We start from the raw sequence: 15043 nt of genomic DNA on the forward strand, positions 1-15043 counted from the left end.
GTCATTTGCAACATTCGCCCTGCACACTGGAAACCGCGTGTTCCCCGTGTTCGAGCCGCGGACGAGCGAGCGCTCTAGGGCGCGTTTTCTAATCTTTCGCGACATACTCGAGCGCAGGGAACCACGCTGCACCAGCTTGCGCGGCGGGGGAATCTCGGGTAACCAAGTCAGTGCAACGCCGTTGCAGACGCGGGCCCAGGACCCCAGCGATGCCGCCAAGTGTTGACCTGCGTGGAGCCTGCTCCACGTTCCGCTAACCCGAGCAGTACTTGGCCCGTCACCTAGGTGCAGCCCCGCCAGTATTCGTCTCAGGACAATGGAGCGTCGCCGATGACCGAAAAGAAGAACAACGATCTGCCCCAGCAAGCCGCGGAAAACACCCTGAACCTCAACCCGGTGATAGGCATTCGCGGCAAGGATTTGTTGTCCACTGCCCGCATGGTGCTGCTGCAGGCCCTCCGGCAGCCTTTCCACAGCGTCAAGCACGTCGGCCATTTCGGCCTGGAGCTGAAGAATGTCCTGCTCGGTACCTCGCAGCTGCGCCCGGCCGACGACGACCGCCGCTTCAACGACCCGGCCTGGAGCCAGAACCCGCTGTACCGCCGCTACCTGCAGACCTACCTGGCCTGGCGCAAGGAGCTGCAGCAGTGGATCGGCAACAGCGACCTGTCGCCCCAGGACATCAACCGCGGCCAGTTCGTCATCAACCTCATGACCGAAGCCATGGCGCCGACCAACACCCTGAGCAACCCGGCCGCGGTCAAGCGCTTCTTCGAGACCGGCGGCAAGAGCCTGCTCGACGGCCTCAGCCACCTGGCCAAGGACCTGGTGAACAACGGCGGCATGCCCAGCCAGGTCAACATGGACGCCTTCGAGGTGGGCAAGAACCTGGCCCTGACCGAAGGCGCGGTGGTGTTCCGCAACGACGTGCTGGAGCTGATCCAGTACCGGCCGATCACCGAGAGCGTGCACGAGCGCCCGCTGCTGGTGGTGCCGCCGCAGATCAACAAGTTCTACGTCTTCGACCTTTCGCCGGAGAAGAGCCTGGCGCGCTTCTGCCTGCGCAACCAGGTGCAGACCTTCATCGTCAGCTGGCGCAACCCGACCAAGGCCCAGCGCGAATGGGGCCTGACCACCTACATCGAGGCGCTCAAGGAAGCCATCGACGTGGTCCTGGCCATCACCGGCAGCAAGGACCTGAACATGCTCGGCGCCTGCTCCGGCGGCATCACCACCGTCACCCTGCTCGGCCACTACGCGGCCCTGGGCGAGGAGAAGGTGCACGCCTTCACCCAGATGGTCAGCGTGCTGGACTTCGAGCTGGACACCACCGTCGCCCTGTTCGCCGACGAGAAGACCCTGGAAGCCGCCAAGCGCCGCTCCTACCAGTCCGGCGTGCTGGAGGGCAAGGACATGGCCAAGGTGTTCGCCTGGATGCGCCCCAACGACCTGATCTGGAACTACTGGGTCAACAACTACCTGCTGGGCAACGAGCCGCCGGCCTTCGACATCCTGTTCTGGAACAACGACACCACGCGCCTGCCGGCCGCGCTGCACGGCGAGCTGGTGGAGATGTTCAAGAGCAACCCGCTGACACGCCCCGGCGCCCTGGAAGTGGGCGGCACGCCCATCGACCTCAGGCAGGTCACCTGCGACTTCTACTGCGTGGCCGGCCTCAGCGACCACATCACCCCCTGGGAAGCCTGCTACCGCTCGGCGCGCCTGCTCGGCGGCAAGTGCGAGTTCATCCTTTCCAACAGCGGGCACATCCAGAGCATCCTCAACCCGCCGGGCAACCCCAAGGCCCGCTTCATGACCGGCCCGGACCTGTCCGTCGATCCGAAGACCTGGCAGGAAAACTCGAGCAAGCACGCCGACTCCTGGTGGCTGCACTGGCAACAGTGGCTGGCCGAGCGCGCGGGCAAGCTGAAAAAGGCGCCGACCGCCCTGGGCAACAAGGCCCACCCGGCTGGCGAAGCATCCCCCGGCACCTACGTACACGAACGATGAAGACAGAAAACCTACCCGACGCCACCGCGCAGCAGGACGCGCCGGCCCAGCCCGAGCCGGCGCCGCAGGCCGCGCGCCAGCGCAAGGCGCGCCCCGCCGCCAAGGCGGCCGAGCCACAGCAGCCGGCCGAGACGCGGGCGCGCGTGCTCGCCCCGCAGCCCTTCGTGTTCCGCACCATCGACCTCGACGGGCAGACCATCCGCACCGCCGTGCGCCCGGGCAAGGGGCACATGACGCCGCTGCTGATCTTCAACGGCATCGGCGCCAACCTGGAGCTGGTGTTCCCCTTCGTCGCCGCGCTGGACCCGGACCTGGAGGTGATCGCCTTCGACGTGCCCGGCGTCGGCGGCTCGTCCACGCCGAGCACGCCCTACCGCTTCCCCGGCCTGGCCAAGCTGGCCGCGCGCATGCTCGACTACCTGGACTACGGGCAGGTCACCGCCATCGGCGTGTCCTGGGGCGGCGCCCTGGCCCAGCAGTTCGCCCATGACTACCCCGAGCGCTGCAAGAAGCTGATCCTGGCGGCCACCGCCGCCGGGGCGGTGATGGTCCCGGGCAAGCCCAAGGTGCTCTGGCGCATGGCCAGCCCGCGGCGCTACATCCAGCCGTCCTATGGCGCGCACATCGCCCCGGACATCTACGGCGGGGCCTTCCGCCGCGATCCCCGGCTGGCCATGGCCTTCGCCGCCAAGGTGCGCTCCTCGGGCAAGCTGGGCTACTACTGGCAGCTGTTCGCCGGGCTGGGCTGGACCAGCATCCACTGGCTGCACCGCATCCAGCAGCCGACCCTGGTGCTGGCCGGCGACGACGACCCGATCATCCCGCTGGTGAACATGCGCCTGCTGGCCTGGCGTATCCCCAACGCGGAGCTGCACGTGATCGACGACGGCCACCTGTTCCTGGTGACCCGCGCCGAGACGGTGGCGCCGATCATCATGAAGTTCCTCGCCGAGGAACGGCAGCGCGCGGTCATGCACCCGCGCCCGTTCGCCCCCAAGGCCGGCTGACCCCCGGCCTCGATCATCGCCTCGTAACAGTGCACGTTCATCGTCGGTGACCGGCAGGCGCGCCGATTCGTGCCTATGCTTCAGCCCTTGCGTGCGTCAGGAATGCACCTGCGCCGATTCTGGTACGGGCCTTGCTGCGCCCGACTGACGACGGTTCTTTTCCCAGGGAGAGCTGCACATGCGAGAGAACTCCAGCACCGGCAGGCTGCCGGCCCCCGCCGACTTCATGAACGCCCAGAGCGCCATGGTCGGCCTGCGCGGCAAGGACATGCTGTCCACCCTGCGCCAGCTCGCCGTCCAGGGCGTGCGCCGGCCGCTGCACAGCGCCCGCCACCTGGCGGCCTTCGGCAAGCAGATGGGCCACGTGCTGCTGGGTGACTCGCCGTTGCAGCCCAACCCCCAGGACAGCCGCTTCCAGGACCCGTCCTGGCGCCTCAACCCCTTCTACCGGCGCACCCTGCAGGCCTACCTGGCCTGGCAGCAGCAACTGCTGGCGTGGATCGACGAGAGCGACCTGGACGGCGACGACCGCGCCCGCGCGCGCTTCCTGCTGTCGCTGTTCGCCGACGCCATGGCGCCGACCAACAGCCTGATCAACCCGCTGGCGGTGAAAGAACTGTTCAACACCGGCGGCCAGAGCCTGCTCAAGGGCGGCCGCCAGATGCTCGACGACCTGCTGCACAACGGCGGCATGCCCAGCCAGGTCAACAAGCACGCCTTCGAGGTCGGCCGCAACCTGGCCACCACCCCGGGCGCCGTGGTGTTCCGCAGCGAGATGCTCGAACTCATCCAGTACAAGCCCCTGGGCGAGCACCTGCACGCCAAGCCGCTGCTGATCGTCCCGCCGCAGATCAACAAGTACTACATCTTCGACCTGAGCCCGGAAAAGAGCTTCGTCCAGTACGCCCTGAAGAACAACCTGCAGCTGTTCATGGTCAGTTGGCGCAACCCCGATGCGCGCCACCGCGAGTGGGGCCTGTCGACCTACGTGAAGGCCCTGGACGAGGCCATCGAGGTGGTCCGCTCGATCAGCGGCAGCCGCAGCGTCAACCTGATGGGCGCCTGCTCCGGCGGCCTGACCATCGCCGCGCTGCAGGGCCACCTGCAGGCGCGCCGGCAGTTGCGCAAGATCGCCAGCGCCACCTATCTGGTGAGCCTGCTGGACAGCCAGGTGGAAACCCCGGCGGCGCTGTTCGCCGACGAGCAGACGCTGGAAAGCACCAAGCGCCGCTCCTACCAGCACGGCGTGCTGGAGGGCAAGGACATGGCCAAGGTGTTCGCCTGGATGCGCCCCAACGACCTGGTGTGGAACTACTGGGTCAACAACTACCTGCTGGGCAAGCTGCCGCCGGCCTTCGACATCCTCTACTGGAACAACGACAACACCCGCCTGCCGGCGGCGCTGCACGGCGATTTCCTCGACTTCTTCAAGCACAACCCGCTGGCCCGCCCCGGCGCCATGGAAATCTGCGGCACGCCCATCGACCTGAAGAAGGTGGCGGTGGACAACTTCCACGTCGCCGGCATCACCGACCACATCACCCCCTGGGACGCGGTCTACCGCTCGGCCCTGCTGCTGGGCGGCGACAGCCGCTTCGTGCTGTCCAACAGCGGGCACATCCAGAGCATCCTCAACCCGCCGGGCAACCCCAAGGCCTGCTACTTCGAGAACGGCAAGCTCGCCTCCGACCCGCGCGCCTGGTACTACGACACCCAGCGCCAGGAAGGCAGCTGGTGGCCGGTGTGGCTGGCGTGGATCCAGGAGCGCTCGGGCGAACGCCGGCCGGTGAGCTTCGAACTGGGCAACGCCGAGCACCCGCCGATGGAAGCGGCGCCGGGGACTTACGTGCACGAGCGGTGAGTCTCGATGGAGCTGTACCGGACAGGTCTGACGTAGGGCGCATAACGCCTACGGCGTTATCCGCCGTTTGGCCTTGGTTTCCGGCGGCTCCGGGGTTGACCTGGGCGTTGGCTGTGGCCCCGGCGCATCGGCGGATAACCGCGAACGGTTATGCGCCCTACGACTTCAGGGCAGCACGGTCGCAGAAAACCCATCCCCTCACGCTTTCGAGGGACTGGCCGGCGCGCCCCGCCCCGGCTATCGTCGAGCCTCCCGAAGCCGGAACCAGCACACGGATGAAAACCCGCGACCGCATCCTCGAATGCGCCCTGCTGTTGTTCAACGAGCAGGGCGAACCCAACGTCTCCACCCTGGAGATCGCCACCGAGCTGGGTATCAGCCCCGGCAACCTGTACTACCACTTCCACGGCAAGGAACCGCTGGTGCTGGGCCTGTTCGCCCGTTTCGAGGAGGAGTTGCAGCCGCTGCTCGACCCGCCCGCCGATGCGCGCCTGGGCGCCGAGGACTACTGGCTGTTCCTGCACCTGATCGTCGAGCGCCTGGCGCACTACCGCTTCCTCTTCCAGGACCTCTCCAACCTGGCCGGGCGCCTGCCCAAGCTGGCCCGCGGCATGCGCAGCTGGCTCAATGCGCTCAAGCGCACCCTGGCCGCCCTGCTCGCCCGGCTCAAGGCCGACGGCGAGCTGACCAGCGACACCGACGCCCTCGGCCAACTGGTGGAGCAGATCACCCTGACCCTGCTGTTCTCCCTGGATTACCAACGCATCCTCGGCCGCGAAGGCGAGATACGCCTGGTGGTCTACCAGGTGATGATGCTGGTGGCGCCGCACCTGCGCGGCGACTCGCGGCTCGCCGCCGAGCGCCTGGCGCAGCGCTACCTGAACGCCTGAAATGAAGACGCCCGGCACGAGGCCGGGCGTCGGGTACCACAGGTAACGCGTCAGGCCTGGGTCGGCGGCGTGGCCGGAGCCGCTACCGGAGCGACCGGAGCTGCCGCAGCCGGCGCCGGGGTGGCCGCCGGAGCCGGAGCCACGGCCGGCGTGGCCGCTGCAGCAGGCTTGGCCGCCTTGGGCGCCGCAGGCTTCTTCACCGCCGGCTTCTTCGCTGCGGCAGGCTTGGCAGCGGCAGGCTTGGCTGCCGGTTTCGCAGCAGCCGGTTTCGCCGCAGACTTGGCGGCAGCCGGTTTGGCGGCCGGTTTCACCGCGGCCTTCGCAGCAGCAGGCTTGGCGGCCGGCTTGGCTGCAGGCTTCACCGCGGCCTTGGCCGCAGCCGGTTTCGCAGCAGCCTTGGCAGCAGGCTTGGCAGCAGGCTTGGCCGCCGCGGTCTTGGCGGCCGGCTTGGCCGCGGGCTTCGCTGCAGCCTTGGCCGCAGGTTTCGCAGCGGCCTTGGCGGCGGGCTTGGCCACCGACTTGACGCTGACGCCGGTGAGTTTCTCGATCTGCCTGGTCAGGGTCTCGACCTTCGCATGCAGGTCCTTCACCTCGTTGCGGCTCGGCACGCCCAGGCGCGAGATGGCGCTGTTCAGGCGCTTGTCGAACGCCTCTTCCAGCTCACCCCACTTGCCTAGGGCGCGGTCCTTCACTTCGTCGACCTTGGAACGCGCCGAACGGGCGGTGGACTTCACCGCGCCGACGGATTTATCGACTTCGGTCCGGGCCTGCTTCTCGGCCTTCTCGCCATCCTTGACCAGGGTCTCGAACAGCTTGCTGCCGTCCTTGCTGACCTTCGAGTAGGCCCCCAGACCAGCCAACCAGATTTGCCGCGAGTATTTCTCGATCTCGCCGACCCAACTGGACTCTTTTTTATCGGTAGTTTTCTTGCCAGCCATCCCGCTCTCCTCAATGAGTTTTCGCGACACGCTCGAGCACCGCGCTCAGCTCGTCAAGCTTAGCAGAGAGCGCCTCGACATCCTGCCGCGACGGAATGCCCATGCGGTTCAGCGCGGAGGCCACGCGGCTGTCGAAAGCCTTCTCGACCTTGTCCAGCTGCACCTCGAACTTGTCCTTCACCAGCCAGACGCTGCTCTTGACGCTGTCGTTGGCCGATTCGACCTGCTCGGTCACCAGCTGGCGGCCCTTGGTTTCCAGGCCTTCGCCTTCCTTCACCAGCGACTTGAAGTACTCGGTGCCTTCGGCGCCGACGCGCGCATAGGCGCCCAGGCCGGCCAGCCAGATCTGGCGGGCGTAGTGCTTGACGTCGGTGATCAGGGACGATTCGCTGACGGCTTTCTCGACTTTCTTCTTGCTGGCGACCTTGGCCATGGTGGTTTCCTCACACTGTTCTCGGGGGTCCGTAGAGGCCCGCAGCGTTGCGAGCTTGAGTGCAAGGTATCGGGGAAAATTAGAAAACACATACCAGCCGGCGCGGAGCGCCGGACAAGGTGCTCGGCCTCAGGCCAGCGCCTTGTCCAGCGCGCGCTCGATCTCGCCCTTGAGCATCCCGCCCATGGCCGACAGCAGCAGGCCCAGCTTGACCTCCACCGCCACGCGGTCCTCGCCCACCTCGATGCGCCCGTCCACGCCACTGCGCTTGAAGGTCAGCACGTCGCCCTGCCACTCGTAGCTCACGCCGTGCTCGCGGGCGAGCTTCTCGGCCAGCTTCTGGGCCTTCTCGCGGGCGGCTTCGCGGCCGAGGCAATGGGGACGTTCGACATGGATGCGGGACATGGGCGACTCCGGAATGACAGACCGGTGGATGATACGCCGCACGACGTTTCGCCGCACCCCGCGCCACGGGGCGGCGTTTTTCCCACATCCTGTTAGAATGCCCGCCACTGACTTCCAGGGTAGAAACGCCATGAGCGAGCCGCGCAAACCCGCCGGGGACCAGGGCCCCGCCGACCCCACCACGCACTTCGGCTACAAGACCGTGCGCGAGAGCGAGAAGGCCGAGAAGGTCGCCGAGGTGTTCCACTCGGTCGCCGCCAAGTACGACCTGATGAACGACCTGATGTCCGGTGGCATCCACCGCCTGTGGAAGCGCTTCACCATCGAGCTGTCCGGCGTGCGCGCCGGCAACCGCGTGCTCGACATCGCCGGCGGCACGGGCGATCTGACCCGCCAGTTCTCGCGCCTGGTCGGCCCCACCGGCGAGGTGGTGCTGGCGGACATCAACGCCTCCATGCTCAAGGTCGGCCGCGACAAGCTGCTGGACAGCGGCGTGGCCGGCAACGTCAGCTTCGTCCAGGCCGACGCCGAGAAGCTGCCCTTCCCGGACAACCACTTCGACTGCGTGAGCATCGCCTTCGGCCTGCGCAACGTCACCCACAAGGACGCCGCCATCCGCTCCATGCTGCGGGTGCTCAAGCCGGGCGGGCGCCTGCTGGTGCTGGAATTCTCCAAGCCCACCAGCAGCCTACTGTCCAAGGCCTACGACGCCTATTCCTTCACCCTGCTGCCGCTGATGGGCAAGCTGGTCACCAACGACGCCGACAGCTACCGCTACCTGGCCGAGTCGATCCGCATGCACCCGGACCAGGAAACCCTGAAGTCGATGATGGTCGAGGCCGGTTTCGACCGCGTCACCTACCACAACATGACCGGCGGCGTGGTCGCCCTGCACCGCGGCATCAAGCCCTGAGATGGCGCTCCTGACCCAGGCGCTGCTGGCCAGCGCCGAAGCCGGCGTGAACCGCGTGCTGCGCCTGGACGGCGTGGCCCTGCAGCGTCTCGCCCGGCTCGCCGGGCGGGTCCTGGAGGTGGATTGCCAGGCGCCGCCGCTGCGCCTGTTCATCCTCCCCGACGCCGACGGCCTGCACCTGGCCGCGCATCACGAGGCCGCGGTCGACTGCACCCTGCGCGCCCCGGCCGGGCGCCTGCTGCAGCTGGCCCTGGCGGCCGACAAGACCAGCGTGCTGCACAGCCCGGAAGTGGAGATGGGCGGCGATAGCGCCCTGCTCCTGGAGCTGGCCGACATCCTCCAGAGCCTGGAGCTGGACTGGGAATACGAAGTGCAGCGCTGGCTCGGCCCGTTGCCCGCGCAACTGCTCGGCAGCCGCCTGCGCGGCGGCGCGCGCTGGGCCGGCGACAGCCTGGAAAGCCTGCGCCTGAGCCTGGCCGACTACCTCGCCGAGGAAAGCCGCACCCTGGTCGGGCGCAACGAGGCCGAAGCGCGCTTCGCCGAACTCGACCAGTTGAAGATCGCCCTCGATCGCCTCGACGCGCGCCTGGCGCGCCTGTCCAAGAAGCTGAAACCCGACGCATGAAGCTGCTCGCCTTCCGCCGCCTGCTGCGCATCCAGAGCGTGGTGATCCGCTACCGCCTCGACGACCTCATCCTCGAACTGCCGATGCTGCCCTGGTACCTGCGCCTGCTCGGCGGCCTGCTGCCCTGGCGCTGGCTGCCGCGGCGCAAGCTGGAACTGAGCCGCGGCGAGCGCATCCGCCTGGCCCTGGAAGGCCTGGGGCCGATCTTCATCAAGTTCGGGCAGATCCTCTCCACCCGCCGCGACCTCTTGCCCGACGACATCGCCAACGAGCTGGCGCGCCTGCAGGACAAGGTCCCGCCGTTCCCGCCGGAAGCCTCGGTGGCGCTGATCGAGGAACAGCTGGGGGCGAAGGTCGAGCAGGTCTTTGCCCGCTTCGAGCGCGAGCCGCTGGCCTCGGCCTCGGTGGCTCAGGTCCACGCTGCGCAGCTGAAAAGCGGCGAGGAAGTGGTGGTCAAGGTGATCCGCCCGGGCCTCAAGCCCGTGATCCGCGCCGACATGTCCTGGCTGTTCATCCTCGCCCGCCTGGCCGAGCGCGTCTCCGCCGACGCCCGCCGCCTGCACCCGGTGGAGGTGGTCAGCGACTACGAGAAGACCATCTACGACGAACTCGACCTGCTGCGCGAGGCGGCCAACTCCAGCCAGCTGCGGCGCAACTTCGACGGCTCGCCGCTGCTCTACGTGCCCCAGGTGTACTGGGACTGGTGCCGGCCCAAGGTGCTGGTGATGGAGCGCATCTACGGCATCCCGGTCACCGACCTGGACACCCTGCGCGACCAGCGCACCGACTTCAAGGCCCTGGCCGAGCGCGGCGTGGAGATCTTCTTCACCCAGGTGTTCCGCGACAGCTTCTTCCACGCCGACATGCACCCGGGCAACATCTTCGTCAGCACCCGCACGCCCTGGAGCCCGCAGTACATCGCGGTGGACTGCGGCATCGTCGGCAGCCTCACCGACGAGGACCAGGACTACCTGGCGCGCAACCTGATCGCCTTCTTCAAGCGCGACTACCGCAAGGTCGCCCAGTTGCACATCGACTCCGGCTGGGTGCCGGCGGAAACCCGCGTCAACGACTTCGAGGCGGCGATCCGCACGGTGTGCGAGCCGATCTTCGAGAAGCCGCTCAAGGACATTTCCTTCGGCCAGGTGCTGCTGCGCCTGTTCCAGACCGCGCGGCGCTTCAACATGGAAGTGCAGCCGCAGCTGGTGCTGCTGCAGAAGACTCTGCTGAACATCGAGGGCCTGGGCCGCCAGCTCTACCCCGAGCTGGACCTGTGGAGCACCGCCCAGCCCTACCTGGAACGCTGGATGCGCGAGCGCATGAGCCCCGCCCAGCTGCTGCGCAACGCCCAGCAGCACGTCGAGCAGCTGCCGCACCTGGCGCAGATGACCCGCGACACCCTGGAGCGCCTGGCGCAGCCCCAGGCGCCGCAAGCGACCGGCGCCCAGCCCCTGGCCGGGGCCTGGGTGCCGCGACTGATCGGCGCAGTGCTGGTGGCCGGCGCCACCCAGATCGGCCTGGCCACCCACAGTATCGAGGCCTGGCCGGCCTGGGCCATGCTGGCCGGCGGTCTGTATCTGATTCTGCGCCGATAGCCAGTCGTCGCCACTGCTGGCACACTTGGTCGTTGATGAAACTGCCGCGGGGCGTGAGAACGCCCGCTGTACGGAAGCGAAGATGAAAGACTGGCTGGACGAAATTCACTGGAACGCCGACGGCCTGGTGCCGGCGATCGCCCAGGACCACAAAACGGGCCGCGTGCTGATGATGGCCTGGATGAACCGCGAGTCCCTGGCCCTGACCGCCGCCGAGGGCCGCGCCATCTACTGGTCGCGCTCGCGCGGCAAGCTCTGGCGCAAGGGCGAGGAATCCGGCCACGTGCAGAAGCTGCACGAACTGCGCCTGGACTGCGACGCCGACGTCGTCATCCTGATGGTCGAGCAGGTCGGCGGCATCGCCTGCCACACCGGCCGCGAAAGCTGCTTCTACCGGGTCTACCAGGACGGCGGCTGGAAGGTCGTCGATCCGGTGCTCAAGGACCCGCACGCCATCTACGACAAGCCGGGGCACAGCCATGAGTGACAACACCCTCGCGCGCCTGGCCGAGGTGCTGGAGGGGCGCAAGAACGCCGCCCCCGAAAGCTCCTACGTGGCCAGCCTGTACCACAAGGGACTGAACAAGATCCTGGAAAAGGTCGGAGAGGAATCGGTGGAAACCATCCTCGCCGCCAAGGACGCCGCGCAGAGCGGCGACTGCACGGACCTGATCTACGAAACCGCCGACCTCTGGTTCCATTCCCTGGTCATGCTCGCCGCCCTCGGCCAGCATCCCCAGGCGGTACTGGACGAGCTGGAACGCCGTTTCGGCCTCTCCGGCCACGACGAGAAAGCTGCGCGCCAGCCGTCGGCCTGAACCCGATTACTTCGAGGAGAACAAGATGGGCATCTTTGACTGGAAACACTGGGTCGTCATCCTGATCGTGGTGGTGCTGGTGTTCGGCACCAAGCGCCTGAAGACCCTGGGCTCGGACGTCGGCGAAGCGGTCAAGGGCTTCCGCAAGGCGATGAACACCGAAGAGGACGAGAAGCCCCAGCAGCAGCCGCCGGCCAACCCGCCGCTGAACCAGCCACACACCATCGACGCCCAGGCACAGAAGGTCGAAGAGCCGCAGCGCAAGGACTGATGGGAAGAACGCCATGTTCGGAATCAGCTTCAGCGAACTGCTGCTGGTGGGCCTGGTCGCCCTGCTGGTGCTCGGCCCCGAGCGCCTGCCCGGCGCCGCGCGCACCGCGGGCCTGTGGATCGGCCGACTGAAACGCAGCTTCAACGCCATCAAGCAGGAAGTGGAGCGCGAGCTGGGCGCCGACGAGATCCGCCGGCAACTGCATAACGAGCACATCCTGCAGATGGAGCGTGAAGCGCAGAAGCTGATGGCGCCGCTCACCGGCCAGCAGCCGCCGGCCGATAGCGCCGCGCAGGCCGAGCCCACGGCGCCGCCGACCATCGCCCCGAACAGCCGCCTGGCCAACATGCCCGGCGTCGGTATCCCGGCCGCCCCCGAGGCACCCGCCGCGCCAGCAGCGCCCGAGGCCCCGGCCGCGCCGGCCGCCGCCCCTCCGTCCGAGACGCCGCGTACCCCATGAGCGACGAAAAACCCGAACAGCCCGAAAACGACCAGGAAATGCCCCTGGTCTCGCACCTGACCGAGCTGCGCACGCGCCTGCTGCGCTGCGTGGTGGCGATCTTCGTGATCTTCATCGGCCTGCTGTACTTCTCGCAGAAGATCTACGCCCTGGCCTCCGCGCCGCTGCGCCGCTTCCTCCCGGAAGGCGCGACCATGATCGCCATCGACCCGGCCTCGGCCTTCCTCGCGCCGCTGAAGCTGACCATGATCGTCGCCGTGCTGCTGGCCATGCCGGTGATCCTGGCGCAGATCTGGGGCTTCATCGCCCCCGGCCTGTACAAGCACGAGAAGCGCGTGGCCCTGCCGCTGCTGGCCTCCAGCGTGGTGCTGTTCTACACCGGCATGGCCTTCGCCTACTTCCTGGTGTTCCCGTTGATGTTCCACTTCTTCCTCGGCCAGGCCCCGGAAGGGGTGACGCCGATGACCGACATCAACAGCTACCTGGACTTCCTCACCCTGCTGTTCGCCTTCGGCGTGGCCTTCGAAATCCCCGTGGCCACGGTGCTGCTGGTGTGGATCGGGGTGGTCGACGTGGCCTACCTGAAGAAGATCCGCCCCTACGTCATCATCGGCTGCTTCGTGGTCGGCATGGTCCTCACCCCGCCGGACCCGATGTCGCAGACGCTGCTGGCGGTGCCCATGTGGATGCTGTTCGAGGCCGGCGTGCTGTTCAGCCGGCTGATCCGCAAGCGCAACCGCGACGAGGATGAGCAGCCCGAAGAGAAAGGCGACCAGCCGCCAGCGACGCGCCCGTGAACCTGCTGCTGCTCGACGACGCCGACTTCGTCGCGGCGGACCGCGTATTGCTGCGCGACCGCCGCCTCACCCACCTGCACGAAGTGCACCGCGCCGAAAGCGGCGACAGCCTGCGCGTCGGCCGCCTGGGCGGGCTGATGGGCGAAGGCCGCCTGCTGAGCCTTTCCCGCGACGAGGCGCAGCTGCAGGTGAGCTTCACCCAGGCGCCGCCGGCCAAGCTGCCGCTGACCCTGCTGCTGGCCCTGCCGCGGCCGAAGATGCTCCGCCGCGTGCTGCAGACCGTGGCCGCCATGGGCGTACCGCGCCTGGTGCTGCTGAACAGCTACCGGGTGGAGAAGAGCTTCTGGCAGACGCCCTTCCTGGAACCCGCGGCCATCCGCGAACAGCTGGTCCTGGGCCTGGAGCAGGCCCGCGACACCGTGCTGCCGGAAGTGACCATCGAAAAGCGCTTCAAGCCCTTCGTCGAAGACCGCCTGCCGGCCCTGGCCGCCGGCAGCCTGGGGCTGATCGGCCACCCCGGGCCCTGGCCGGAGTGCCCGCGCGCGGTCGAGCAGGCCGTGACCCTGGCCATCGGCCCCGAGGGCGGCTGGATTCCCTACGAAGTCGAGAAGCTGCGCGAAGCCGGGCTGGCCCCGGTGCAACTCGGCGAGCGCATCCTGCGCGTGGAAACCGCGGTCACCGCCCTGCTGGCCCGGCTGTTCTGACCCGAACCCTCCCGGCAGCCTCCACCGGGAATCGTCAGTCAGAAATTTACTAAAGAAATTTCAGATTCGTGTCGCCTCGCCGATATGACAGGCATTGGTCAATCGGCGGCCGCCCCCGTGGCAGCCGCAGCCCCATCGTCCCCTGGAGCGCCGCGTTCATGTCCCGCTGGTTCAGCAATCTCACGGTCAACTGGAAACTCGCCATCGGCTTCGGCCTGGTGCTGCTGCTCACCCTGCTCATCGCGCTGACCGGCGCGCTCAACCTGAACAGCCTGATATCCCGGGGCGACAAGATCGGCGAAATCTCCAAGCTGCTCGCCATGACCAAGGACCTGCGCACCACCCGCCTGAAATACCAGTCCAGCCGCACCGCGGAAGACGCCAAGCTGGTGGAACAGAGCATCAACGAGCTGGACCGGCAGCAACAGCGCGTCGGCCAGTTGCTCGTCGTGCCCTCGGACCTGGAGAAGGTCGAGCGGCAACGCCAGCTCACCAGCCAGTACCGCACCCTGTTCAAGGGCCTGCGGAAGTCCTTCGACAGCCGCGACAGCGCGCGCAAGACGCTGATCCGCAAGGCCTCGGTGGTCACGCAGGGGCTGGAGCTGGTGGAGCAGCACCTGGTGGAGAGCGGCAGCGTCGACTCCCTCAAGGCCATCGCCGACGTCTCCGAGCTGGGCCGCCAGCTGATGGACGCCCGCTTCCAGGTGCTCAGCTACACCGCCAACGAAGACCCCAGCCTCGAACAGGGCGCGATCAGCGCCCTGGAGCAGGTCACCGCCACCGTGGAACAACGCGCCCAGGCCGCCGTGCCGGAGCAGCAGGCCAACTACCAGGCCGTGGTGAACGCCCTGCGCGACTACCGCAAGGCGCTGGACCGCTACCGCAACGAAGTCAACAACAGCCAGCAGGCGCGCGACCAGATGCGCGACAGCGGCCTGCTGATCGAAAAACTCAGCGTTGAACTGAGCGACGGCCAGACCGCCAAGCGCAATGAAGACGCCAGCCACGCCAAGCAGTTGCTGGCCCTGGCCTCGCTGCTGGTCCTGGTGCTGGGCGTACTGGCGGCCTGGCTGATCACCCGGCAGATCGTCCTGCCGCTGCGCCAGTCGCTGGCCGCCGCTGCGCGCATCGCCGACGGCGACCTCAGCCAGGAACTGCGCGTCGAACGCCGCGACGAACTGGGCCAGCTGCAGGCCAGCATGCAGCGCATGAACCAGTCGCTGCGCGAGCTGATCGGCCGCATCCACGACGGCGTCACCCAGATCGCCAGCGCCGCCGAGGAACTCTCGGCGGTCACCGAGCAGACCAGCGCCGGG

The 15043-nt window shown here is 67.7% G+C and carries 16 protein-coding genes and 1 pseudogene; 14 read left to right on the forward strand and 3 right to left on the reverse strand.

Going from position 1 to position 15043, the window contains the following annotated elements:
• The first annotated feature begins 330 nt into the window (after window positions 1–330).
• The 4 genes from phaC (IG194_RS10745) (at window position 331) to IG194_RS10760 (ending at window position 5768) form a co-directional block, all read left to right on the forward strand.
• Window positions 331–2010, forward strand: coding sequence for a class II poly(R)-hydroxyalkanoic acid synthase (phaC, locus tag IG194_RS10745; RefSeq protein ID WP_043319133.1), 1680 nt, complete (start codon window positions 331–333; stop codon window positions 2008–2010).
• Window positions 2007–3017 carry a poly(3-hydroxyalkanoate) depolymerase gene (phaZ, locus tag IG194_RS10750; protein ID WP_225617196.1) on the forward strand — a complete coding sequence of 337 codons (1011 nt, stop codon included), beginning with the start codon at window positions 2007–2009 and terminating at the stop codon, window positions 3015–3017. The genes phaC (IG194_RS10745) and phaZ overlap by 4 nt, the downstream gene beginning before the upstream one ends.
• 178 nt (window positions 3018–3195) lie before the next feature.
• Complete coding sequence (phaC, locus tag IG194_RS10755; RefSeq protein ID WP_058487678.1) at window positions 3196–4878, forward strand: class II poly(R)-hydroxyalkanoic acid synthase; 1683 nt, start codon at window positions 3196–3198, stop codon at window positions 4876–4878.
• Between the two features lie 275 nt (window positions 4879–5153).
• Window positions 5154–5768 (forward strand): TetR/AcrR family transcriptional regulator, encoded by a 615-nt coding sequence (locus tag IG194_RS10760; protein ID WP_043269446.1) that lies wholly within the window; start codon window positions 5154–5156, stop codon window positions 5766–5768.
• Between the two features lie 50 nt (window positions 5769–5818).
• Here the strand turns inward: IG194_RS10760 and IG194_RS10765 are convergent, their stop codons facing one another.
• The 3 genes from IG194_RS10765 to IG194_RS10775 all read right to left on the reverse strand — a co-directional run bounded on the left by IG194_RS10765 (window position 5819) and on the right by IG194_RS10775 (window position 7544).
• Entirely contained in the window at window positions 5819–6706 is an 888-nt protein-coding gene (locus IG194_RS10765) for a phasin family protein (protein WP_058487679.1), read from the reverse strand.
• Between the two features lie 10 nt (window positions 6707–6716).
• The gene (locus tag IG194_RS10770; RefSeq protein WP_009615411.1) at window positions 6717–7139 is read right to left on the reverse strand and encodes a phasin family protein; all 423 of its coding nucleotides are present in this window, start codon (window positions 7137–7139) and stop codon (window positions 6717–6719) included.
• A gap of 129 nt (window positions 7140–7268) precedes the next feature.
• Entirely contained in the window at window positions 7269–7544 is a 276-nt protein-coding gene (locus IG194_RS10775; RefSeq protein ID WP_009615409.1) for a polyhydroxyalkanoic acid system family protein, read from the reverse strand.
• Between the two features lie 130 nt (window positions 7545–7674).
• On the opposite strand from IG194_RS10775, the gene ubiE reads away from it, so the two are divergent.
• The 10 genes and pseudogenes from ubiE to IG194_RS33290 all read left to right on the forward strand — a co-directional run.
• Complete coding sequence (gene ubiE, locus IG194_RS10780; RefSeq protein WP_058487680.1) at window positions 7675–8457, forward strand: bifunctional demethylmenaquinone methyltransferase/2-methoxy-6-polyprenyl-1,4-benzoquinol methylase UbiE; 783 nt, start codon at window positions 7675–7677, stop codon at window positions 8455–8457.
• Window position 8458: 1 nt separating this feature from the next.
• Window positions 8459–9082 (forward strand): SCP2 domain-containing protein, encoded by a 624-nt coding sequence (locus IG194_RS10785; RefSeq protein ID WP_058487681.1) that lies wholly within the window; start codon window positions 8459–8461, stop codon window positions 9080–9082.
• Window positions 9079–10677, forward strand: a complete 1599-nt coding sequence (gene ubiB / locus IG194_RS10790; RefSeq protein ID WP_058487682.1) for a ubiquinone biosynthesis regulatory protein kinase UbiB — start codon at window positions 9079–9081, stop codon at window positions 10675–10677. The genes IG194_RS10785 and ubiB overlap by 4 nt, the downstream gene beginning before the upstream one ends.
• Window positions 10678–10759: 82 nt before the next feature.
• Window positions 10760–11164 (forward strand): phosphoribosyl-AMP cyclohydrolase, encoded by a 405-nt coding sequence (hisI, locus tag IG194_RS10795; protein ID WP_058487683.1) that lies wholly within the window; start codon window positions 10760–10762, stop codon window positions 11162–11164.
• Window positions 11157–11495, forward strand: coding sequence for a phosphoribosyl-ATP diphosphatase (locus IG194_RS10800; RefSeq protein WP_009615404.1), 339 nt, complete (start codon window positions 11157–11159; stop codon window positions 11493–11495). The genes hisI and IG194_RS10800 overlap by 8 nt, the downstream gene beginning before the upstream one ends.
• A gap of 25 nt (window positions 11496–11520) precedes the next feature.
• Window positions 11521–11766, forward strand: a complete 246-nt coding sequence (locus tag IG194_RS10805; protein WP_009615402.1) for a twin-arginine translocase TatA/TatE family subunit — start codon at window positions 11521–11523, stop codon at window positions 11764–11766.
• 13 nt (window positions 11767–11779) lie between these two features.
• Complete coding sequence (gene tatB, locus IG194_RS10810) at window positions 11780–12226, forward strand: Sec-independent protein translocase protein TatB (protein ID WP_058487684.1); 447 nt, start codon at window positions 11780–11782, stop codon at window positions 12224–12226.
• Window positions 12223–13023, forward strand: coding sequence for a twin-arginine translocase subunit TatC (gene tatC, locus IG194_RS10815; RefSeq protein ID WP_009615398.1), 801 nt, complete (start codon window positions 12223–12225; stop codon window positions 13021–13023). The genes tatB and tatC overlap by 4 nt, the downstream gene beginning before the upstream one ends.
• Complete coding sequence (locus tag IG194_RS10820; RefSeq protein ID WP_058487685.1) at window positions 13020–13727, forward strand: 16S rRNA (uracil(1498)-N(3))-methyltransferase; 708 nt, start codon at window positions 13020–13022, stop codon at window positions 13725–13727. Before tatC ends, IG194_RS10820 begins: the two co-directional genes overlap by 4 nt.
• Before the next feature lie 320 nt (window positions 13728–14047).
• Window positions 14048–14893: pseudogene (locus IG194_RS33290) on the forward strand (methyl-accepting chemotaxis protein); the annotation flags it as partial.
• Window positions 14894–15043 lie beyond the last annotated feature (150 nt).

Origin of the sequence: Pseudomonas sp. ADPe, assembly GCF_014843515.1 — a bacterium.
In the GTDB taxonomy this organism is placed as follows: domain Bacteria; phylum Pseudomonadota; class Gammaproteobacteria; order Pseudomonadales; family Pseudomonadaceae; genus Pseudomonas; species Pseudomonas citronellolis.